An 18,737-nucleotide genomic window follows, 5' to 3' on the forward strand; every position below is an offset into this window, starting at 1 on the left:
GGAGAACCCAGCACCCATGTCCCTGACTTCCCTGAATTTCGACCTCGGCGACGACATTGACCAACTGCGCAATCTCACCCAGCAGTTCGCGTCGCGCGAGGTCGCACCGCTGGCCGCCAAGGCCGACGCCGAGAACGCATTTCCGAACCAGCTCTGGTCCAAGTTCGGCGAGCTCGGCCTGCTCGGCCTCACGGTCGAGGAAGAATACGGCGGCACCAACCTGGGCTACCTGGCCCATGTGGTGGCGATGGAGGAAATCTCTCGCGCCTGCTCCGCCATCGGCCTGTCCTACGGCGCACATTCCAACCTGTGCGTGAATCAGCTGCGCAAAAACGGCAGCGAGGCGCAGAAGAAGCAGTACCTGCCCAGGCTCATCAGCGGCGAGCATATCGGCGCACTGGCGATGTCGGAGCCGGGCTCCGGCTCCGATGTGGTGAGCATGAAGTTGCGCGCCGAGAAGAAGGGCGAGCGCTACCTGCTCAATGGCAGCAAGATGTGGATCACCAACGGCCCCGATGCCGACACACTGATCGTCTACGCCAGAACCGATCCGGCGGCCGGTTCGCGCGGCATTACCGCCTTCATCATCGAGAAGAGCTTCAAGGGTTTCACCACGGCCCAGAAGCTCGACAAGCTCGGCATGCGCGGATCGAACACCTGCGAGCTGGTATTCCAGGATTGCGAGGTACCGGAGGAAAACGTGCTCGGCAGCGTCGGCCGCGGCGTCAACGTGTTGATGTCGGGCCTCGACTACGAGCGCGTGGTGCTCTCGGGCGGCCCGCTCGGCATCATGTCCGCGTGCATGGATGTGGTCATGCCCTATGTGCACGACCGCAAGCAGTTCGGTACTCCGATCGGCGAGTTCCAGCTCATGCAGGGCAAGCTCGCCGACATGTACGTGGGCTTCAACGCCTGCCGCGCCTACGTCTACGCGGTAGCCAAGGCCTGCGATCGCGGCGAGACCACGCGCAAGGACGCCGCGGGCGCGATTCTCTATTCCGCGGAGAAGGCGACGTGGATGGCCGGCCAGGCGATTCAGGCCCTGGGCGGCAACGGCTACATCAATGAATTCCCCACTGGCCGCCTGTGGCGCGATGCCAAGCTCTACGAGATCGGCGCCGGCACTTCGGAGATCCGCCGCATGCTGATCGGCCGCGAACTGTTCAACGAGACCTTTTGATGGCTGTCATCCAGTCCAAGCTGCGCACCGGTGCCGACGACTTCAAGGCGAACGCTGCGGCGCTGAGAACTCAGGTGGACGAGCTGCGCGAACTCACCGCCAAGACCGCGATGGGCGGCTCGGAAGCCGCGCGCGCCAAGCACACCGGGCGAGGCAAGCTGATGGCGCGTGATCGCATCGACGGCCTGCTTGATCCGGGGACGCCATTCCTGGAGCTGTCGCCGCTCGCTGCGCATGGCATGTACGGCGGCGATCTGCCCTGCGGCGGCGCGATCGCCGGCATTGGCCGCATCAGTGGCCGCGAGTGCGTGATCATCGCCAACGACGCCACGGTCAAGGGCGGCACTTACTACCCGGTCACCGTGAAAAAGCATTTGCGTGCACAGGAAGTCGCGAAAGAGAACCGGCTGCCCTGCGTATATCTGGTGGATTCCGGCGGTGCGTTCCTGCCGATGCAGGACGAGGTGTTCCCGGACAGGGAGCATTTCGGCCGCATTTTCTACAACCAGGCGAACCTGTCGGCGATGGGCATTCCGCAGATCGCCTGCGTGATGGGCTCCTGCACGGCTGGCGGCGCCTATGTCCCGGCGATGTCGGATGAAACCGTTATCGTCAAGAACCAGGGCACGATCTTTCTCGGCGGCCCGCCGCTGGTCAAGGCCGCCACCGGCGAAGTGGTCAGCGCCGAGGATCTGGGCGGTGCCGACGTGCACACGCGCATCTCCGGCGTAGCCGATCATTTTGCGGAGAGCGATCACCACGCGCTGTCGCTGGTGCGCGGTATCGTCTCGCACCTCAACATTCGCAAACAGATCGGCATCGACCTGCAAACGCCCGAAGCACCGCTCTACGATCCCGAGGAAATCTACGGCGTCGTGCCGGCCGATACGCGCAAGCCCTACGACGTGCGCGAAATCATCGCGCGCATCGTCGACGGCTCGCGGCTCGACGAGTTCAAGGCGCGTTACGGCAGCACGCTGGTCACCGGCTTCTCGCACATCCACGGCTATCCGGTCGGCATTCTCGCGAACAACGGCATCCTGTTCAGCGAGTCGGCGCAGAAGGGCGCGCACTTCATCGAGCTGTGCGCGCAACGCGGTATTCCCTTGCTGTTTCTGCAGAACATCTCCGGGTTCATGGTCGGCCGCAAGTACGAAAACGCCGGCATCGCCAAGGACGGCGCCAAGCTGGTGACCGCCGTCGCGACCGCCCAGGTACCCAAGTTCACGGTACTGATCGGCGGCTCCTTCGGAGCCGGCAACTATGGCATGTGCGGCCGCGCCTATTCACCGCGCTTTCTGTGGAGTTGGCCGAATTCACGCATCTCGGTAATGGGTGGCGAGCAGGCCGCCAGCGTGCTCGCCACCGTGCGCCGCGACGGACTCGAAGCCCAGGGCAAGCACTGGAGCGCCGAAGATGAAGAGAAGTTCAAGGCGCCGACACGCGCGCAGTTCGACCTGCAAGGCAGCCCCTATTACGCCAGCGCGCGGCTCTGGGACGACGGCATCGTCGATCCCGCTCAGACGCGGCGCACGCTGGGCCTGGGGCTTTCAGCCGCGCTCAACGCGCCGATCGAACCGACACACTTCGGCGTCTTCCGCATGTGATCGCATCGCGGCCGCGCGCAGCGGCCGCGACACTATTTTCGACAAGCGCAAACCCGTTCGGGGCTCGTGATGTTCACCAAAGTACTGATTGCCAACCGCGGCGAAATCGCCTGCCGCGTCATCAAGACCTGCCGGCGACTCGGCATCCGCACGGTCGCGGTCTATTCGGAAGCCGATGCCGGCGCGCGCCATGTGCGTCTCGCCGACGAAGCGTATTGCGTTGGGCCTGCGGCATCCCGCGACAGCTATTTGCGTGCCGACCGGATCGTCGTAGCGGCTCTGCACAGCGGCGCTCAGGCGGTGCATCCCGGCTACGGTTTCCTGTCCGAAAACGAGGGCTTCGCCAAGGCTTGTGCCGAGGCCGGCATCGTCTTCATCGGCCCGCCGGTTGAGGCGATCCGCGCAATGGGCTCCAAGTCCGCGGCCAAAACCCTGATGCAGGCCGCCCGGGTACCGCTGGTGCCGGGTTATCACGGCGACGAGCAGAACCCCGAGTTCCTGCAGCAGCAGGCCGACGGCATGGCTTATCCGGTGCTGATCAAGGCCAGCGCGGGCGGCGGCGGCAAGGGCATGCGCATCGTCGAGAGCAGCGCGGACTTCCCCGCCGCGCTCGCATCCTGCCAGCGTGAAGCCGCGGCGTCGTTCAACGACGAGCGCGTCCTGATCGAAAAGTATCTGGTACGCCCGCGCCACATCGAGATTCAGGTGTTCGGCGACACCCAGGGCAACATCGTGAGCCTGTTCGAGCGCGACTGCTCGGCGCAGCGTCGTCACCAGAAAGTCGTGGAGGAAGCGCCGGCGCCGGGCATCGACGCCGCGCGCCGTGCCGAGATGGGACGCGCCGCCTGCGACGCCGCGCGCGCCGTCGGCTATGTCGGCGCGGGAACGGTCGAGTTCATCGCCGACCAGGGCGGTTCGTTCTACTTCATGGAAATGAACACGCGTCTGCAGGTTGAGCATCCGGTGACCGAGATGATCACCGGGCTTGATCTGGTTGAATGGCAGTTGCGTATTGCCAGCGGCGAAGCGCTACCGCTGACGCAGCAGCAGATTCCGCTGCGTGGGCACGCGATCGAGGTGCGCCTCTATGCCGAGGAGCCAGCCAAGGGCTTCCTGCCCTCGATCGGCCGGCTCGCGCACTTCCGCAAGCCCGCCGAGTCCGCGAATATTCGCGTCGATACCGGCGTCGACGAAGGGGATTCCGTGAGCCCCCACTACGATCCGATGCTCGCCAAGCTGATCGTCTGGGACGAGACGCGCGAGCGCGCGACGGATCGCATGCTGACAGCGCTTGCCGACTTCGAGATCGCCGGCGTCGGCAACAACATCGCCTTCCTGTCGCGGCTGATCGACCACGCGGAATTTCGGGAAGGCCGCGTCGATACCGGCTTGATCGAGCGCGAGCGCGCGGTACTGATTCCCGCACCGGCCTCGGCACCCGCAGAAGCCCTGGCCGCGGCCAGCCTCTGGACGCTGCAGAGCGAAGCGCGGGCGATCCGCATCACGACGGCCGCGAGCGCGGACCCGCACTCGCCCTGGGGCGAGGTCGATGGCTGGCGCATCAACGGCAGCCAGACGCGCAGGCTCGAATATCGCGAAGGCGAGACGCGGCGATCCGTCGAAGTGCGCTACGAGCGCAGCGGCGTGCAACTCAATGGCAGCGCGGCAGCGGTGAGCGGAAGCGGCGATGGCCAACAGCAGTACACGGTCGGCACGCAGCGCCTCAGCGCCAGCATCGTGCGCCTGGGCGAGCAACTGCACGTATTCAGTGGCGGACTACATCACGTGCTCCAGCCGTTCGACCCGCTCGCTCATGCCGCCGGCGATCAGGAAGCACACGGAGGGCTGAGCGCGCCGATGCCCGGCAAGATCGTGGATCTGCCGGCAGCGGTCGGCGCCGAAGTCGACAAGGGCGCAGCACTGGTCGTCATGGAAGCGATGAAGATGGAGCACACGCTCGTGGCACCGGCCAAGGGCCGTGTGATCGCTTATCTCTGCAGCGTCGGTGAGCAAGTCAAGGACGGTGCCGAACTGGTGGAGTTTGAAGCTGCCGAGTGAGCGCCACCGCGTCGCCATGGTGACCGCCTGGTGCGTGTTTCAGCAGCTAATCCGCACTTCGGCGCGCGCTCGGTGGATTGGGCTGAGCCGCTGCGAAGAGCGCTGCCTGCGCCGCTTCGTCCTCCGCGCCGGGCTGTAACGATAGGCTGAGTGTTCAGCTTCGCCAATGACGCGCGCCTCGACTTTCCCGTCACCGTCTCGGCAAGATTGTCAAAGACCGTCAGCGATGATTATTGCGCGACGCGCTTGGCCTTCAGGACCGAGATTGCCTCATCGGAATAGCCGACGGAACGCAGCAGCTCGTCGGTATGGGCGCCCAGACCCGGAGAAGCGCGGGGCACTTCAGGCGCGTTGTGTCCGTCGAACGCCACCGGACCCGCTACGACGCGTACCTTGGTGCCATCCTCCACCGTGAGTTCAAACAGCATGTCGTTCGCGATCACTTGCGGATCGGTCGCGATCTCATGAATCGTGCGAATGAGTTCCCAGGGCGCGTCCCAGGCATCGAAGATCGGCTTCCACTCGGCCCAGTCGCGCTGCGCGATCTTCTCGCCGATGAGCTTGACCAGCGCGGCGCCGTTGCGCATGCGCGCCGGATTATCGACAAAGCGTGGATCTTCCACGAGTTCGTCAAGTCCGAGTATCTGGCACAGCCCCGGCCAGTACGGTCGCGGATCGAGAAGCATGAGCTGCAACATGCGATCATCACGTGTCCGGTAAGCCGCCATCAACGGAAAGCGGTTGCGATCCGGGTTATGTGCGACATATCCCGGGACCTGAGAATACGTGACGTCCGACGACAGCATCCAGACGGCGGTGGCCAGCAGCGAGGTCTCAACCAGCGTCCCCTTGCCGGTCTTTTCCCGCCGGAATAGCGCGCCCGCAATGCCGAAGGCGAGTGCCATCGATCCCGAATGATCGCCCAAGGCTGCGCGCGGCGTCGTCAGGGGCTGCCCTGGCGGCGACATCACATACGCCATGCCGCCACGCGCCCAGAAGGCGGACGCATCGAAGCCGGGCTTGCCGGCTTCGGGGCCGCGAAAACCCAGCCCATTGCCGCGCACATAGATCAGTTTCGGGTTTACCGCCCAAAGATCTTCGGGATCCAGGTGTAGCGAGCGCAACGCCTTCGGACGCAGACTGGTTAGAAACACATCCGCGGTTCGGATCAATGCGAGCAAGGCGTCCCTTCCGTCCTTGGACTTCAGGTCGAGTGCGATACTTTTCTTTCCACGATTATTCTGTTCCATCGCCAGATTGACAGAACTGGTTTCGCGGCCGTCGCCTACGCGCAGCGAACGATAAGGATCGCCGGTACCCGGTGTCTCCACGTGGATAACCTCGGCGCCCTGATCGGCCAGCAGCACGCTGCCGCCCGGAACGTATACGTATTGCGCCAACTCGATGATCCGAACGCCCGCAAACATCCCGTTGTTTTCCACTTTCACTTCCATTCCCGTTCTAAATGCAGTGCCAGCTCTACACAAACATCAGGTTCAATGCGAAGCACCACTGCGTTTGATCAGCCTGTCAGAGACAAGCCTCTGTTATCAGAGGTCGAGTATGCGAACCTTGCTTTGCCCCCGTCCAATATCGGAGACGCCGGGATCAATATCCTGGAGGCTCGCCATCATGAGGGCCGGCTCCCGCGAAGGCGGTCGCGAACAAGGCAATGCTGAGGCGTCTACTTCAAAAGGTGCCGCTGATAGCGGTCTGTCAATAGATGGAATCCCCGTCGCGTAGAGGCCGCGTCTGCGATCCGGCTAACGTGGAGGCTATACCTTTCATCGGCATGTTCGTTGAACATGAGTTTGAGATATTCGCGCATGCCAGGGAAAGCCAGTTGCTCCCACGGAACTTCGCTTTCGCTGAAGAAAGCGGCATTCAAGGCTTCATGTCCCGGCGTGACAATGCAGTCGTCGATATCCACTCTAAAGGACACGTAGACCTGCTTTATGTCGAGCAAACTGGTAATGATATGGGGCACGAGCAATTCTGGATCAATCACCACACCCGTTTCCTCGAACACTTCGCGGGCCGCGCCCGCCTCAAGCGATTCGTCGCATTCAAGAAAGCCCGAGGGAGGCGACCATAGGCCGCGCGATGGCTCGATGGCCCTTTGGCAAAGCAGAATCCGCTGCCGCGAAGTCACCGAGCAGCCGACGAGAATTTTTGGATTCTCGTAGTGGATAAAACCGCAACCCGGACAAATGAGCCGATCGCGGGTGTCGTTGTCCGGCCGTCTCAGCTGCAGCATCGTGCCGCAGACGGTGCAATATCCTGCACTGCTCATCGGCGCACCGGCAAGATTATCAATGTATCGATAAATGCATGCATGACGGATTCAAGTTCCAAGTGCAACACCAGATGAGTTCTCGTCATACCCATTTTACCGCCCGAATTCGCCAGGTTTCCAGCGCTGTGACTACTATCCTACTGTCGCAGCCAGGTCTGCGATCCGCCCAGAGCCGGCAGGCCGATGTAGCCGCGCACTTCGAGCTTGCTGCCGTCCCTGCTCAGCGTCAGCCTGCAGCGATAGGTCTTGCCGCTGCGCGTATCCAGGATGGTCCCGCCGGAAAACGCATCCCCATCCGGCTTCATCCCCCAAAGGATGGCCATCCCCAGAATCGGCTGGTCCTTGCGCGCGCCGTCACAGCGGGTGCAGGTCGCATTGGAGACGGCGTCGGCGCGCAGGAACTTTGTGACCGTGCCCTGCAGTTCTCCGTCGACCTGTGCGATGTGAATGATCGATTGCGGCTGTCCGGTCTTGTCGTCGATGGTCTCCCAGTCGCCGACCGGCGTACCGGCCGCCATAGACGCCGCGCCGACGGCCAGCATCGCCGTCACTACAATCAGGAGAACCCTGTTTTTCATTGGGCAAATACGCCAAGCACGCCGCATAAGTGGCCGCTCAGCTCACATGCGCGATCGCGGCAAGCCGAGCGCGCTTTCGGCGATGATGCTGCGCAGTACTTCGCTGGTGCCGGCGTAGATGGTCGCCGCCATCGCCTTGCGATGTTCCTGCTCGATCACGCCGAGATCGCTCATTTCCGTGACCAGCGAATCGGGCGCCGCCAGATCGAGAAGATCGGTGGTCGAGCTGACCCAGGCCTCGCTGCCGAACAGCTTGGCCATCGGACCGAAAGACTTGTCTTGCTGCCCGACCACGCCCGACCACAGGCAGCGGCGGCCGAGCAGATCGGTGATGTCATGCAGTGTCTGCGCGCGCGCCAGCCGGGCACGCGTCGCCCGGCTACCGATCGGCGCCTTGTCGCCGCCGGTTTTCGCCCAAGCCAGGGCATGGCGCAATTGCCGCGCCAATGCACTGACATAGTAATCAGCCGCGCTTTGTTCCAGGGACAGGGCATGGGCCATCACCTTGGCGCCGCCATCCACCGGACCCAAACGATAGCGGTCCGGTACTTTGACGTCGGTATAGAACGTGGTGTTGGTCCGCTCTCCGCCCAATGTTTTGATCTCACGACACTCATAGCCGGGCTGATCCAACGGCACCAGGAACAAGGTGACGCCGGCATGCTTGGGAACCTCGTGGTTGGTGCGCACGATCAAGAGGCCGTACTGCGCGATATGGCCATGGGAGGTGAAGATCTTCTGGCCATTGATGACCCATTCGCTGCCGTTCCAGTCGGCGCGGGTCTTGGCGGCGAAGATATCCGAACCGCCCGACGGTTCGGTGTAGCCAAGCGTCGCGTTGTAGTCGCCGCTGGCGAACTTGGGCAGGATCTCCCGCTTCACTTCGTCGGAACCGAATGCCGCGACGATCTTGCCAGTCAGATTGGTCACGCCGATCGCCGCGACCCACCAATCGGCCGCACCGAACGCCCGGCGCAGCATCGACATTTCGTAACGTGTCCTTCCTTGCCCGCCATACTCCGCCGGCCAGTCCGGGAACAGGAAACCGCGCGCGGCCAGCTCGCGTTGCATCTGGAGATCGTGGCCATCGGTCGTGTGAAAGGTGAAGGCGCGCAGTTCGTCGGTCATCACCTCGTTGAAGAACTTCTCGCAAGTGGCACCGAACGCCTTCGCCTCGTCGCTGAAATCGATGTCAATTGTTACGAGGCCGGCATCCGGCAGCGCCGTGCTGTGCTCGGTCCACAAGCGATCGCCGAGGCGTTCCAGTTCCTGCTTGGGGTCGCCCTTCAGCAGCGACCACGCGCGGGCGCGGCGGAAATAAAGTTGCGCGTCATATTCGAGCGTCATGCCGTAGCCGCCGAACGCCCGGGTCGCACGCACCGTCGCCTTGGCCGCCGCCTCGGTGGTCCACCAATAGGCCATGGTGATCGCGGCAGCCGCATGGCCGGGGTCATGAGCCAAAGCCCATAGGGCGCGCGAGATGAGCAGGCTTGCGCCCTCGATATCGGTCCAGGAATCCGCCAGCGGATGGGCAAGCCCCTGATAGGCACCGATCGGCTTGCCGAAGGCCTGACGTTCCTTGGCATAGTCGGCCGCCAGTTCGAGAACCTGGCGACTCGCGGAAGCGATCAGCGTCGCGGTCAGCAGCGTCCACTCTTCGATGGCAGCATGGTAAAGGCGCACGGCGTCAGCGCCCTCGGCAAGCACTTCGCCGTCGTCTGCCAAGTTGCGATAAGCCAGCGCAAGCTGTCCGAGATTGGCAACCGGACGCTCAGCCGCCGGCAACAACACCAGCGTCGTCCCGCGCAGGGCAATGATCCCCTGAGCGACGCCACCACCCGAGATCAATTGACGATCCTGTCCCACCGCCGGCGCCACTGCATGGAGCGCGAGCGTGACGATCGTCCCCTCGTCGGCGACACGACCAAGCCAGCTTCGCGATTCCGGCGTGTTCACGTCGGCCAGCAGCCGGGCGGTGACGATCGATTCGACCAGCGGGATCGACGCCAGATGGCGGCCGGCGCTCTCCGCCACCAGCACCGCGTCGGACAAGCTGCTGCCGCCGCCGCCCAATTCCTCGGGCACCCGCATGACCGGCATCCCCATCGCCACCACCTGAGCCCACAGCGCCGGATCGAAGCCGGTGGCCTCTGTGGCGCGGATGCGGTCGCTCGTCGATTGCTCGCGAAACAGCCGTTCGAAAGTGTCCTTGAGCAGGGTCTGCTCTTCGGTGAGAGAAAAGTCCATGCCGATTTTTCCTTATGACTCCGCGGCCGTCCGCGCTTTGTAGAGGTTGCGCAGAACGACCTTGCTCACCTTCCCGCTCGGCAGACGCGGCAATTCGGCGGCGAAATCGACGCTCTTCGGACGCTTGTAGCGAGCGATGCGAGTGGCGCAGAAGTCGATCAGTTCCTCGGCCGTTACCGATGCGCCGGGTTTCCGGATCGCCACCGCCTTGACGGCCTCGCCCCAATGCGCATCCGCAACGCCGAAGACGGCGACATCGGCCAGGCTGCCATGCTCCAACAGCGCTTCCTCGACTTCGCGGCAGTAGATGTTCTCCCCTCCCGAGATGATCATGTCTTTCTTGCGGTCGACCAGGTACAAAAACCCGTGGTCGTCGAAATAGCCGACGTCGCCGCTGTAGTACCAGCCGTCCCTGATCGCATCCAAGGTGGCGGCGTGATTGTTCCAATAGCCAGCCATGGTGCCCTGGGTCCGCATGATGACCTCGCCCGGAACACCGGCCGGGAGATCCTTGCCGTTGTCATCGACGATACGCAGTTCGGAATCGGGGAAGGGCTCACCCACGGATCCGAGTCGCCGCAGCTCGGCTTCGCTGCCCTCGAGATGATGTTGATGCGGATAGAGGATGGACCCGCTCGATTCGGTGGCCCCGTAAGAATTGAGAAATATCCGTCCGAACTTTTTGACCGCGCGCCGCAACAGCGTCACCGGCATGCCCGCCGCAGCGCAATTCACGATGCGCAGCGATGACAGCTCGTAGTCGTCGATCTGCGGCAAATCCATCATCGACTGCAGCATCGTCGGTGCCATATGGCCCATCGTGATGCGCTCGTCCTGCAGGGTTTGCAGGGTTTGTGCCGGATCGAACTGACGGTGCAGCACGACGCTGGCGCCGGCACAGAAGGCGCCGAAGGCGAGCGAGGTGGCGCCGACATGGAACAGCGGCATCTGCAGCAGCAGCCGGTCATGCGCCTGCATCGCCATGACGATGACGTTGCGCTGATAGCCGACCATGTTCTGCAGCTGTGTCTTCAACACTCCCTTGGGGCGCCCGGTGGTACCGCTGGTATAGATGAGAGTCGCGTAATCATCGGGACGCGGGATCACGGCGATGGGTTCGGAGGCACCGCTGTCTAGAAACACATCGTAGTCATGCGCCCAGTCGGGCTTGGCGCCGATGCAGACATAGTGCTCGATGCCCGGCAGTTCGGCGCGCAGCGCCTCGATCATCGGCGCGTACTGCTCCTCGAAGATCAGCACACGCGGCGAACAGTCGCCCAGGATATAGGCGACCTCCGGCGGCGCCAGACGAAAATTGACGGTGGCGACAATGAAGGCGCTGAGATGACACGCGCCATACACCTCGAACCACTCATGACGATTCATCGCCAGCATGGCGACGCGATCATGCTTTCTGAGTCCGAGGCGGGACAGTGCGTTTCCCAGCTTCGTAGCGCGATCGAACAAGGTCTTGAAGCTGGTCCGGCGCTCGCCAACCACCGTCGCCAGACGATCACCGTTGTAGCGGACGTTGCGATTCCACAATTGCGCAAGTGTGTCCATACCGCTCACGCGCTCCCATTGCTTGATCGCCGCTGTCCACGCCAGCGACAGCCGCCCTTCAATCGAGGGCCACGTTCAATCACAGGCCACATCCCTTCAATCGAAGATCACATTCACATGCGAAGGGCCGCGCATTTCGAGCGTTCCGGTCACCCGCGGCGTCTCGAAGTCGGGATCGAGGCGCATATTGGGACAGCGATCAATCAGCGCGTTGATAGCAACTTTCATCTCCGCCTGCGCCACATACATCCCGAGGCAGGTATGCGGCCCGGACGAGAACGCCAGGTGACGCTGCTGCGGGCGGTAGATGTCATAGCGGTCGGGATCGGGCCAGCGGGCCGGATCGCGGTTCGCCGCGTTCAGGTTGAACTCGACAATGGAACCCTTGGGTATCTCGATCCCTCCCAGTTCGACGTCCTGGGTGGTCAGCCGGAAGAAATGCGGCGAGGTGTTGTGCCAGCGCAGCGATTCGGAGATGGCGGCGTCGATCAGTTGGCGGTCCTTCTTGATCGCTTCGAACTGTTCGGGATGCGTCATCAGCGCCACCAGCGTGATGCCCAATTGCCGCCAGGTGGTGCCGCCGCCGGCGGCGATGATCAATTTGCAGAAACTCACGATCTCGTCGTCCGACAGAACCCGGCGAGTACCGTCCTCGTCGATGAACTGGGCGGCGACCAGCCGGGTGATGACATCGTTGCCCGGGCTGGCGCGCCGCGCCAGAATCGCCCGGGCCAGCAGGCGACTGACCACTTCTTCCGAAATGGCGCGATCCTCCTTGCTGATCTGCATATTGAGGCCGCGCATAAGGTGATAGCGGAAATCGAGCGCATCTTCGGACGGCAGTCCGAAGGCCCGGGTGATGGTGTGCATCGGCAGGCGGGCGCAAAGCTCCTGATTGAGATCGGCCTTGCCTTTCTTCTCGAAAGTGCTGATCAACTCGTCCACCAGACCGACGATCCAGGTCGGCTGCCACCATTCCACCACGTTGCGCCGGGTGAACAAGGGTTGCACGGTGCCTCGATATTGACGGTGTTCGGTACCGCCGAGATGCAGAATCGATTTGCCGAGCTGCTTGGTGGGAAAGAACTCGTAATAGACCGACGACGAATAGACATCGTTGTTGGTGAGCATCTCGTCGATGGTGGCGAAGCTCAAGGCAATGAAATGCGGACGCTCGACCTCGAACATCGGCATACGCCTATTCTGGATGCCCAGAATATCGAGCAGGGTCCCCGCTTGAACTGGCGCCTTGGCGCGAGCCTCGGCCAGCATCGGAAAGGGGTTTTCCACCAGATCGACGCCCATGAGTTTGGCGTGGCTGATCAGATCGAAAATCTCCTCATAGCGGGGATCCTGACTGGTGATGGCAGACTGTTTTGCTTCGACGGCGGTCATGGCAGACCTCACATTCAGATAAGAGGAAATATCAAGCGGCGGTGTAACCGCCATCCACGGGTAGTGCGACGCCGGTAATGTTTTTGGCCATATCGGATGCCAGGAACAAGGCCGCGTTCGCGGTGTCTTCCGGTGTGATGGCGCGGCCCAGCGGATGCATTTTGTTGATCCGGTCGACGTGCTCGGCCGATACCGAGCCGAAGGCACGCTCGTCCGAGCGACCGAAATTGGTGAGCATCCCACAGGGACAGACCGCATTGACGCGGATGCCGTCCTTCGCCACCTCAATGGCAAGGGCGCGGGTCAATTGAATCACCGCTCCCTTAGTGGAACCGTAGAGAACCCCTCCCATTCCCACCATGCCGGCAACCGACGCCGTATTGACGATCACGCCCTGATGATCGCCCTGTATCTGGAAGCGCATGACCGCCTGACGGCAGCCGTAATAAACGCCGCGCTGATTGATCGACACCATGCGGTCGAAATCATCGTCGCCCTGATCGACAAGACGATGTCCCTTGCCGTCGGTCGCAGTGGCGACGCCGGCGTTGTTGTACATGATGTCGAGACGACCGAATTCGGCGACGGCGCGCTCGATCGCCGCGATCAAATCGGCTTCCCGACGCACATCGCATACCTGCGCGACCGCAGTACCACCGGCCTCGACAACTTGGCGCACCGTTTCCGCCGCCCACTCTTCCTTGAGATCGGAACAGACCACGCGCGCGCCGTGTTGCGCGAAAATAAGCGAGGCAGCGCGTCCGACGCCGGAACCGGCACCGGTAATGACGACAGATTTATCCTTAAGAAGAAGCATGGACCCGCCTCAATTTGTAATGTTAAGAACTTGAATCTCTTGGTACATGCGCAAACCTTCCTCACCGCGCTCGCGACCGATGCCACTGCGGCCCCAGCCGCCCGAGGAAATGAAGGGGCTGAGACTGCCGCCATTCACATTGACCGTCCCGGTCTTGAGCCGGCATGCCACCTCGACCGCCTTGCGGGTGTCCTTGCCGAACACATAGCCCGACAGTCCATAGACCGAATCATTGGCCATCTCAACCGCGTGATCGACCGACTCATAGCCGATAACGCCGAGCACGGGTCCGAAGATTTCGTCCTGAGCGGCCGGATTTTTGTTGTCCGGAAGATCGAGCACCGTCGGCTCGAAGAAATAGCCCCGATTGAGATGAGCGGGACGCTTGCCGCCGAACACCACCTTGCCGCCGGCGTCGATCGCCGCCTTGACGTAACGCTCGCAGCGATCGCGCTGCGCCGCCGAGATGACCGGACCCATCTGGATGGCCGGATCGTTGGGATCACCGATGGTGACCCGGGTCAGCGAAGCCGCCAGTTTCTCAAGCACTGCCTGCTTTTCGGCCGCAGGCACAAAGACGCGGGTACCGAGCACGCAGCCCTGCCCCGCATGAGCCAGGCACACCGACAGCGCCACACCGGCCGCCGCCTCAACGCGATCGGGCAGGAAGATCTGCGCCGACTTGCCGCCTAGCTCGAGCTGGATGCGCTTGATACCGCGGGCCGCCTGGGCCATGACTTTTTCGCCGACATCGCTGGAGCCGGTGAAGGTGATCATATTGACGCCCGGATCGCTGGTCATGATCATCGCACCCTCGGCCCCGGCCTCGGTCACGATATTGAGCACGCCGGGCGGCAGCCCGGCCGCGATAGCCGCCTCGCCGAAAACCAAGGAAGACATGGGCGTGAGCGGGCTAGGCCGCAACACCACGCTATTGCCGGTGGCCAGCGCCGGAATGGCCTTCCACAGCCCCATGAACAGCGGGAAGTTATAAGCCGAAATGGCAGAAACGACACCGAGCGGAACATAGCGGCGGATGCTCTGGAGCACCGCGCCGGTGGCGGTCATCCGCGCATTGAAGGACAGCGGATTTTCCACCACGTCGGGCAGGCTGAGATAGAGATCGAGATACTCCAGGCAACTGCGCAAGGGCATCGCCAACTGGACCATCATGGTCATGGACGAGCGCGGACAGCCGGTCTCCAACACCAGATGATCCACGATCGCCGCTGACCGCTCCGTCAAATGTTGAATGAAGCGGCGCAATGCGGCCACGCGATACCCCGGACTCTGGCTCGCCCATCCCCCCTCATCGAAAGCGCGCCGCGCCGCGCCGATGGCCTGGCGCACCTGGTCGGGCGAAGCACCGCGGAATTCCGCGAACACTTCTTCGGTAGCGGGGTTTCTGGCTTCGACGACAGCGCCCGCGCCGGCGACAAACTCGCCGTCGATAAAGAGCTGACGAGGCAAGGGCCCGTATTTTTTTTCCTCAGACACTATTCGTGATCCCCCTTTTGTCGCTGACGCCATAACATGCTGCATTGAGCAATGCGGCGACCGGGTGTTCGATTGAGACTACGGCCGGGACTGTATTACTGCCTCTATCACGAGTCCAATATGATTCCAGGCGATATTGAGTCTCTCTCCATATAGTCGGCGTTCTGCTTTTCAGATCGCGTCTTCAACGCATGGAAACCCGCCCGGTCAGAAGCGGCAGGTCATAGATTGAAATATGTCCTGGCCGGGCTTGGACGACCGCAGGTACCCCATTGATGATGCGCATCGCGGTCGCCAGGCACGCCGCATTGACATGATCGTGAGGGTTGTCCTTCATTCCCATTTGCAGATTGAGAGTGAAGCTCGGCTCGCCGGTCACGGACACACGGTAGCCGTCACCATCCGACGGCTGCGGCCATTCGGGGGCGATATCGTCGCGCATGCGAGTCACGTGCTCGATCACGCAGACCTCGCGCCCGGCATGCATCCCCGCGATCTTGAAGCGTATGCCGGCGCCTGTGCCTTTCTTGATCGGGATAGCGGTCATGAAGTCTTCCGGCGCGAACGCCCGAACGCAGCTTTCTTCGATCGAGTCGAGCTTGATGCCCAGTCCGGCGGCGATTTGGCGCAGGCCGCCGCCGAATGCCATCGTCAAGATACCGGGCATGGCCAGCATGGGTTGGGAATCGGCAGGTTCGCCAAAACCCATCGCACGCAGGGTGTCGGGCTGAAGGTAACCGGAGTAGTTGAAAATCTCGGTGCAATGCACTTTGTCGACTCGCCGGCACAGCCCGGTGATCGCCATCGGCAGGAAATCGTTGGCGAAGCCGGGATCGATGCCGTTTACCCAAACGGTTTTTCCAGCCGCCAGCGCCGTCTTGTGCAGAGACGCGCCGAAATCCTCTCCCTGCGCCGGCCAGAGCGCGCTCACGGGGCCGGTGGAGACCACATTGCTCCCGGCTCTCAGGAACCGCTCCAAATCGGCGACGGCTTCGAATGGCCGGTTGTCCGAAGCCGCTGCATGGACGATGCAGTCGGGCTTCAACGCGAGCAGCGTTTCGGCATCGTTGGTCGCTGCCAGGCCGAGTTTACGGCCGAGCCCGGCGATGTCTCCAACGTCGCGACCACTCTTGGCTGCCGACGACACCCAGACACCGACGAGTTCGAGATCGGGATGCTCGATGATTCCGGCTACGGCATGGGCGCCGACGATGCCCGTGCCCCACAGAACAACGCGATAGGCCATGCGCCTCATCCCCTAATCTAGTCAGCACTTTTCTAGTCGGCACTTGGGCCGCCGGGTCTTCTCGGGAAGTCTGCGAGCGAGACTGTCGAGCCGCCCCTCGCGGGTGTTCAATACTTCATCGATCGGGGGACGCGAAGTCCAATATCAATCGGTGCGATACCAAGTCCGTTCGCCAATCGTCTGCAGTTTTGGGGGCGCCTTCGGGCCGACGTTCGGACACGACGGATAGAGCCGTCGATAAAGAGCTGACGAGGCAAGGGCCCGTCTTATGTTTCCTCGGACACCGTGGGCCAGAGCGCCCAAACCGCGCATCCTGACGGTCTGATCTGAAGAATTCGACCTGCCGCCCTCCCACGAATGCGCAGGGTCGTCCGACTCAGCGGTTCTTCAGCATCCGCTCAAGGCAAAGTGTCGCGCTTGGCGAAGATGCTGGCCATTTCCGCCATGTTCTCGGTTCCCAAGCTGCACAGCGGGACGATCGCGTCGGCCAGGCTGCGACCAAGCGGGGTGAGCGCGTAGTCCACGCGCGGCGGCACCTCCTTGTAGTCGGTCCGCACCAGCACGTGATCGGCCTCCAGATCCTTCAAAGGCGGCTATTCATAACTCCCCACAATCTTCACGCCCCGCGTGACATCCGTCGAGGAGCGGCAGGCCGTACTGACTGTTGCTCACGCATGGCGGGCCTTCAGGGTTTTTTGCCTTTGCGTGAGACGGAGCGCTGGCTGGTCTCCTTCGGGAAGCGCTGAGGATCGCCAAGGAGTTCGACCAGCCGTGTCTCGCATTCGGAAAACGAGTACCCGCGCCGCTGCGAGATCATGAAGGTGAGGGGGCGCATGTGCCATGCGCGCCGTTGGAGTTCGACGAGTGTTGCATTCGCGAGGTCTTCCGCAACCATGTGACGCGGCATGTGCCCCCAGCACAAGCCTCCCCTGAGCAGATCGTGCTTCGCGCCGAGGTCATTCACCCGCCACTGGCGTTCGCCGGCGACCCCCTGTTGTGTCTTTTCTGCATCGGGCTGATTGTCGGTTACGACGAGCTGGATGTGCCGGCCAAATTCCTCCCGCGGGATCGGCCCCGCGATTGCGGCCAGCGGATGCGATGGCGCACAGACGGTCACCATTTGCACTTCACATAAATGCTGCCTTTCTATGGCACCCGGGCTCAGCTCCGGCACGTCCGTGATCGTCACCGCCAATGCGCATGTGCCTTCGAGAACCAAACGCTCGCCGCCCTGCATGGTCGTCATGCGCAGATTGATTGCAACCGTCACGAAGTCCGCCTGCAGGCTGCGCAGGCATTCAATCAGGTGCGCGCGCGGAAAATAGGTATCCACGGCAATCGAGACTTGCGGTACTCCGGCTGCAGCAATGGAAACCGCGCGCGTCTTCATTTCCTCGGTGCGTGAGATCACCGCACGAGCATCAGGCAGGAGGCTGCGGCCTGCGGCCGTAAGCGTCGCTTTGCGAGTGTCGCGCTCAAACAGCTGCACATCAAAGGCACTCTCGAGTGCCTTGATCGCGTGACTGATCGCCGACTGTGCACGGTTCAGCTCTCGTGCAGCCCCGGAAAAGCTTCCTTGGTCACACACGGCAACGAAGGCCCGAAGTTGATTGATAGTGACGTTATCGAGCACAACTATCTAAAGAGTAGATGATACATATCGATATTCAGTCAATTGTCTTCATGAGTAAAGACTCCAGATACACGGTAAGCAGTTCCCTGATTCCGTACAACTCCAAGGAAGGATGCACGACATGACCAGACTGAATGGAAGGACCGCCGTGATCACCGGTGGCGCTACCGGCATCGGCCTCGCCGCGGCAAAGCGCTTCATCGAGGAGGGCGCCTTCGTCTTCATCTTCGGCCGCCGGCAGGAAGCGCTCGACGCCGCTGTGGCCGACCTCGGGCCCAATGCCCGCGCGGTAAAGGGCTCGGTCTCGGATGAGGCCGACCTCGACCGACTCTATGCGGCGGTGAAGGCCGAGCGCGGAACCCTCGACATCGTCTTCGCCAATGCCGGGGTGGGAAGCCAGCTTCGGCTCGGCGAGATCACCGCCAAGCACATCGACGAAACCTTCGACATCAATGTGAAGGGGACGATCTTCACGGTCCAGAAGGCGCTGCCGCTGATGGGCAAGGGCGGTTCGATCATCCTGACCGGATCGAGCGCCGGCACCACGGGCGCCCCGGCGTTCACCGCCTACAGCGCGAGCAAGGCGGCAGTGCGCAACCTCGCGCGAACCTGGGCGGAGG

Annotated in this window: 14 protein-coding genes and 1 pseudogene; 4 read left to right on the forward strand and 11 right to left on the reverse strand. The window is 62.5% G+C overall.

Features of this window, described 5'->3' with window-relative positions; all coding sequences use genetic code 11:
• The first annotated feature begins 16 nt into the window (after window positions 1–16).
• From JWQ90_RS04740 to JWQ90_RS04750, 3 genes are all read left to right on the forward strand, one after another.
• The gene (locus tag JWQ90_RS04740) at window positions 17–1,180 is read left to right on the forward strand and encodes an isovaleryl-CoA dehydrogenase (protein ID WP_299690159.1); all 1,164 of its coding nucleotides are present in this window, start codon (window positions 17–19) and stop codon (window positions 1,178–1,180) included.
• Window positions 1,180–2,787 (forward strand): carboxyl transferase domain-containing protein, encoded by a 1,608-nt coding sequence (locus JWQ90_RS04745; protein ID WP_299690164.1) that lies wholly within the window; start codon window positions 1,180–1,182, stop codon window positions 2,785–2,787. Before JWQ90_RS04740 ends, JWQ90_RS04745 begins: the two co-directional genes overlap by 1 nt.
• Before the next feature lie 69 nt (window positions 2,788–2,856).
• On the forward strand, window positions 2,857–4,845 hold the full coding sequence (locus JWQ90_RS04750; protein ID WP_299690167.1) for an acetyl/propionyl/methylcrotonyl-CoA carboxylase subunit alpha: 1,989 nt from the start codon (window positions 2,857–2,859) through the stop codon (window positions 4,843–4,845).
• A 230-nt stretch (window positions 4,846–5,075) separates the two neighbouring features.
• Here the strand turns inward: JWQ90_RS04750 and JWQ90_RS04755 are convergent, their stop codons facing one another.
• The 11 genes and pseudogenes from JWQ90_RS04755 to JWQ90_RS04805 all read right to left on the reverse strand — a co-directional run bounded on the left by JWQ90_RS04755 (window position 5,076) and on the right by JWQ90_RS04805 (window position 18,117).
• Window positions 5,076–6,299: a CoA transferase gene (locus tag JWQ90_RS04755; protein ID WP_299690170.1), complete on the reverse strand. Its 1,224-nt coding sequence runs from the start codon at window positions 6,297–6,299 to the stop codon at window positions 5,076–5,078.
• A gap of 230 nt (window positions 6,300–6,529) precedes the next feature.
• Complete coding sequence (locus JWQ90_RS04760) at window positions 6,530–7,138, reverse strand: NUDIX hydrolase (protein ID WP_299690173.1); 609 nt, start codon at window positions 7,136–7,138, stop codon at window positions 6,530–6,532.
• Between the two features lie 140 nt (window positions 7,139–7,278).
• Window positions 7,279–7,719, reverse strand: coding sequence for a DUF2147 domain-containing protein (locus JWQ90_RS04765; RefSeq protein ID WP_299690175.1), 441 nt, complete (start codon window positions 7,717–7,719; stop codon window positions 7,279–7,281).
• A gap of 42 nt (window positions 7,720–7,761) precedes the next feature.
• Window positions 7,762–9,966, reverse strand: coding sequence for an acyl-CoA dehydrogenase (locus tag JWQ90_RS04770; RefSeq protein WP_299690178.1), 2,205 nt, complete (start codon window positions 9,964–9,966; stop codon window positions 7,762–7,764).
• Between the two features lie 12 nt (window positions 9,967–9,978).
• On the reverse strand, window positions 9,979–11,529 hold the full coding sequence (locus JWQ90_RS04775; RefSeq protein ID WP_299690181.1) for a long-chain-fatty-acid--CoA ligase: 1,551 nt from the start codon (window positions 11,527–11,529) through the stop codon (window positions 9,979–9,981).
• A 96-nt stretch (window positions 11,530–11,625) separates the two neighbouring features.
• Window positions 11,626–12,924 (reverse strand): cytochrome P450, encoded by a 1,299-nt coding sequence (locus tag JWQ90_RS04780; protein ID WP_299690184.1) that lies wholly within the window; start codon window positions 12,922–12,924, stop codon window positions 11,626–11,628.
• 31 nt (window positions 12,925–12,955) lie between these two features.
• On the reverse strand, window positions 12,956–13,741 hold the full coding sequence (locus JWQ90_RS04785; RefSeq protein ID WP_299690187.1) for an SDR family NAD(P)-dependent oxidoreductase: 786 nt from the start codon (window positions 13,739–13,741) through the stop codon (window positions 12,956–12,958).
• A gap of 9 nt (window positions 13,742–13,750) precedes the next feature.
• Window positions 13,751–15,238: an aldehyde dehydrogenase family protein gene (locus JWQ90_RS04790; protein ID WP_299690190.1), complete on the reverse strand. Its 1,488-nt coding sequence runs from the start codon at window positions 15,236–15,238 to the stop codon at window positions 13,751–13,753.
• 184 nt (window positions 15,239–15,422) lie between these two features.
• Entirely contained in the window at window positions 15,423–16,484 is a 1,062-nt protein-coding gene (locus JWQ90_RS04795) for a hypothetical protein (protein WP_299690192.1), read from the reverse strand.
• 398 nt (window positions 16,485–16,882) lie between these two features.
• Window positions 16,883–17,071, reverse strand: a pseudogene (locus tag JWQ90_RS04800) (winged helix-turn-helix transcriptional regulator); the annotation flags it as partial.
• 98 nt (window positions 17,072–17,169) lie between these two features.
• A complete protein-coding gene (locus tag JWQ90_RS04805) occupies window positions 17,170–18,117 on the reverse strand; it encodes a LysR family transcriptional regulator (RefSeq protein ID WP_299690198.1) in 948 nt (315 codons plus the stop codon).
• Window positions 18,118–18,238: 121 nt separating this feature from the next.
• On the opposite strand from JWQ90_RS04805, the gene JWQ90_RS04810 reads away from it, so the two are divergent.
• Window positions 18,239–18,737: SDR family NAD(P)-dependent oxidoreductase (locus tag JWQ90_RS04810; RefSeq protein ID WP_299690200.1), on the forward strand; the 499-nt coding region annotated here is incomplete at its 3' end.

It is taken from the genome of Hydrocarboniphaga sp. (assembly GCF_028291725.1).
Lineage (GTDB): Bacteria > Pseudomonadota > Gammaproteobacteria > Nevskiales > Nevskiaceae > Hydrocarboniphaga.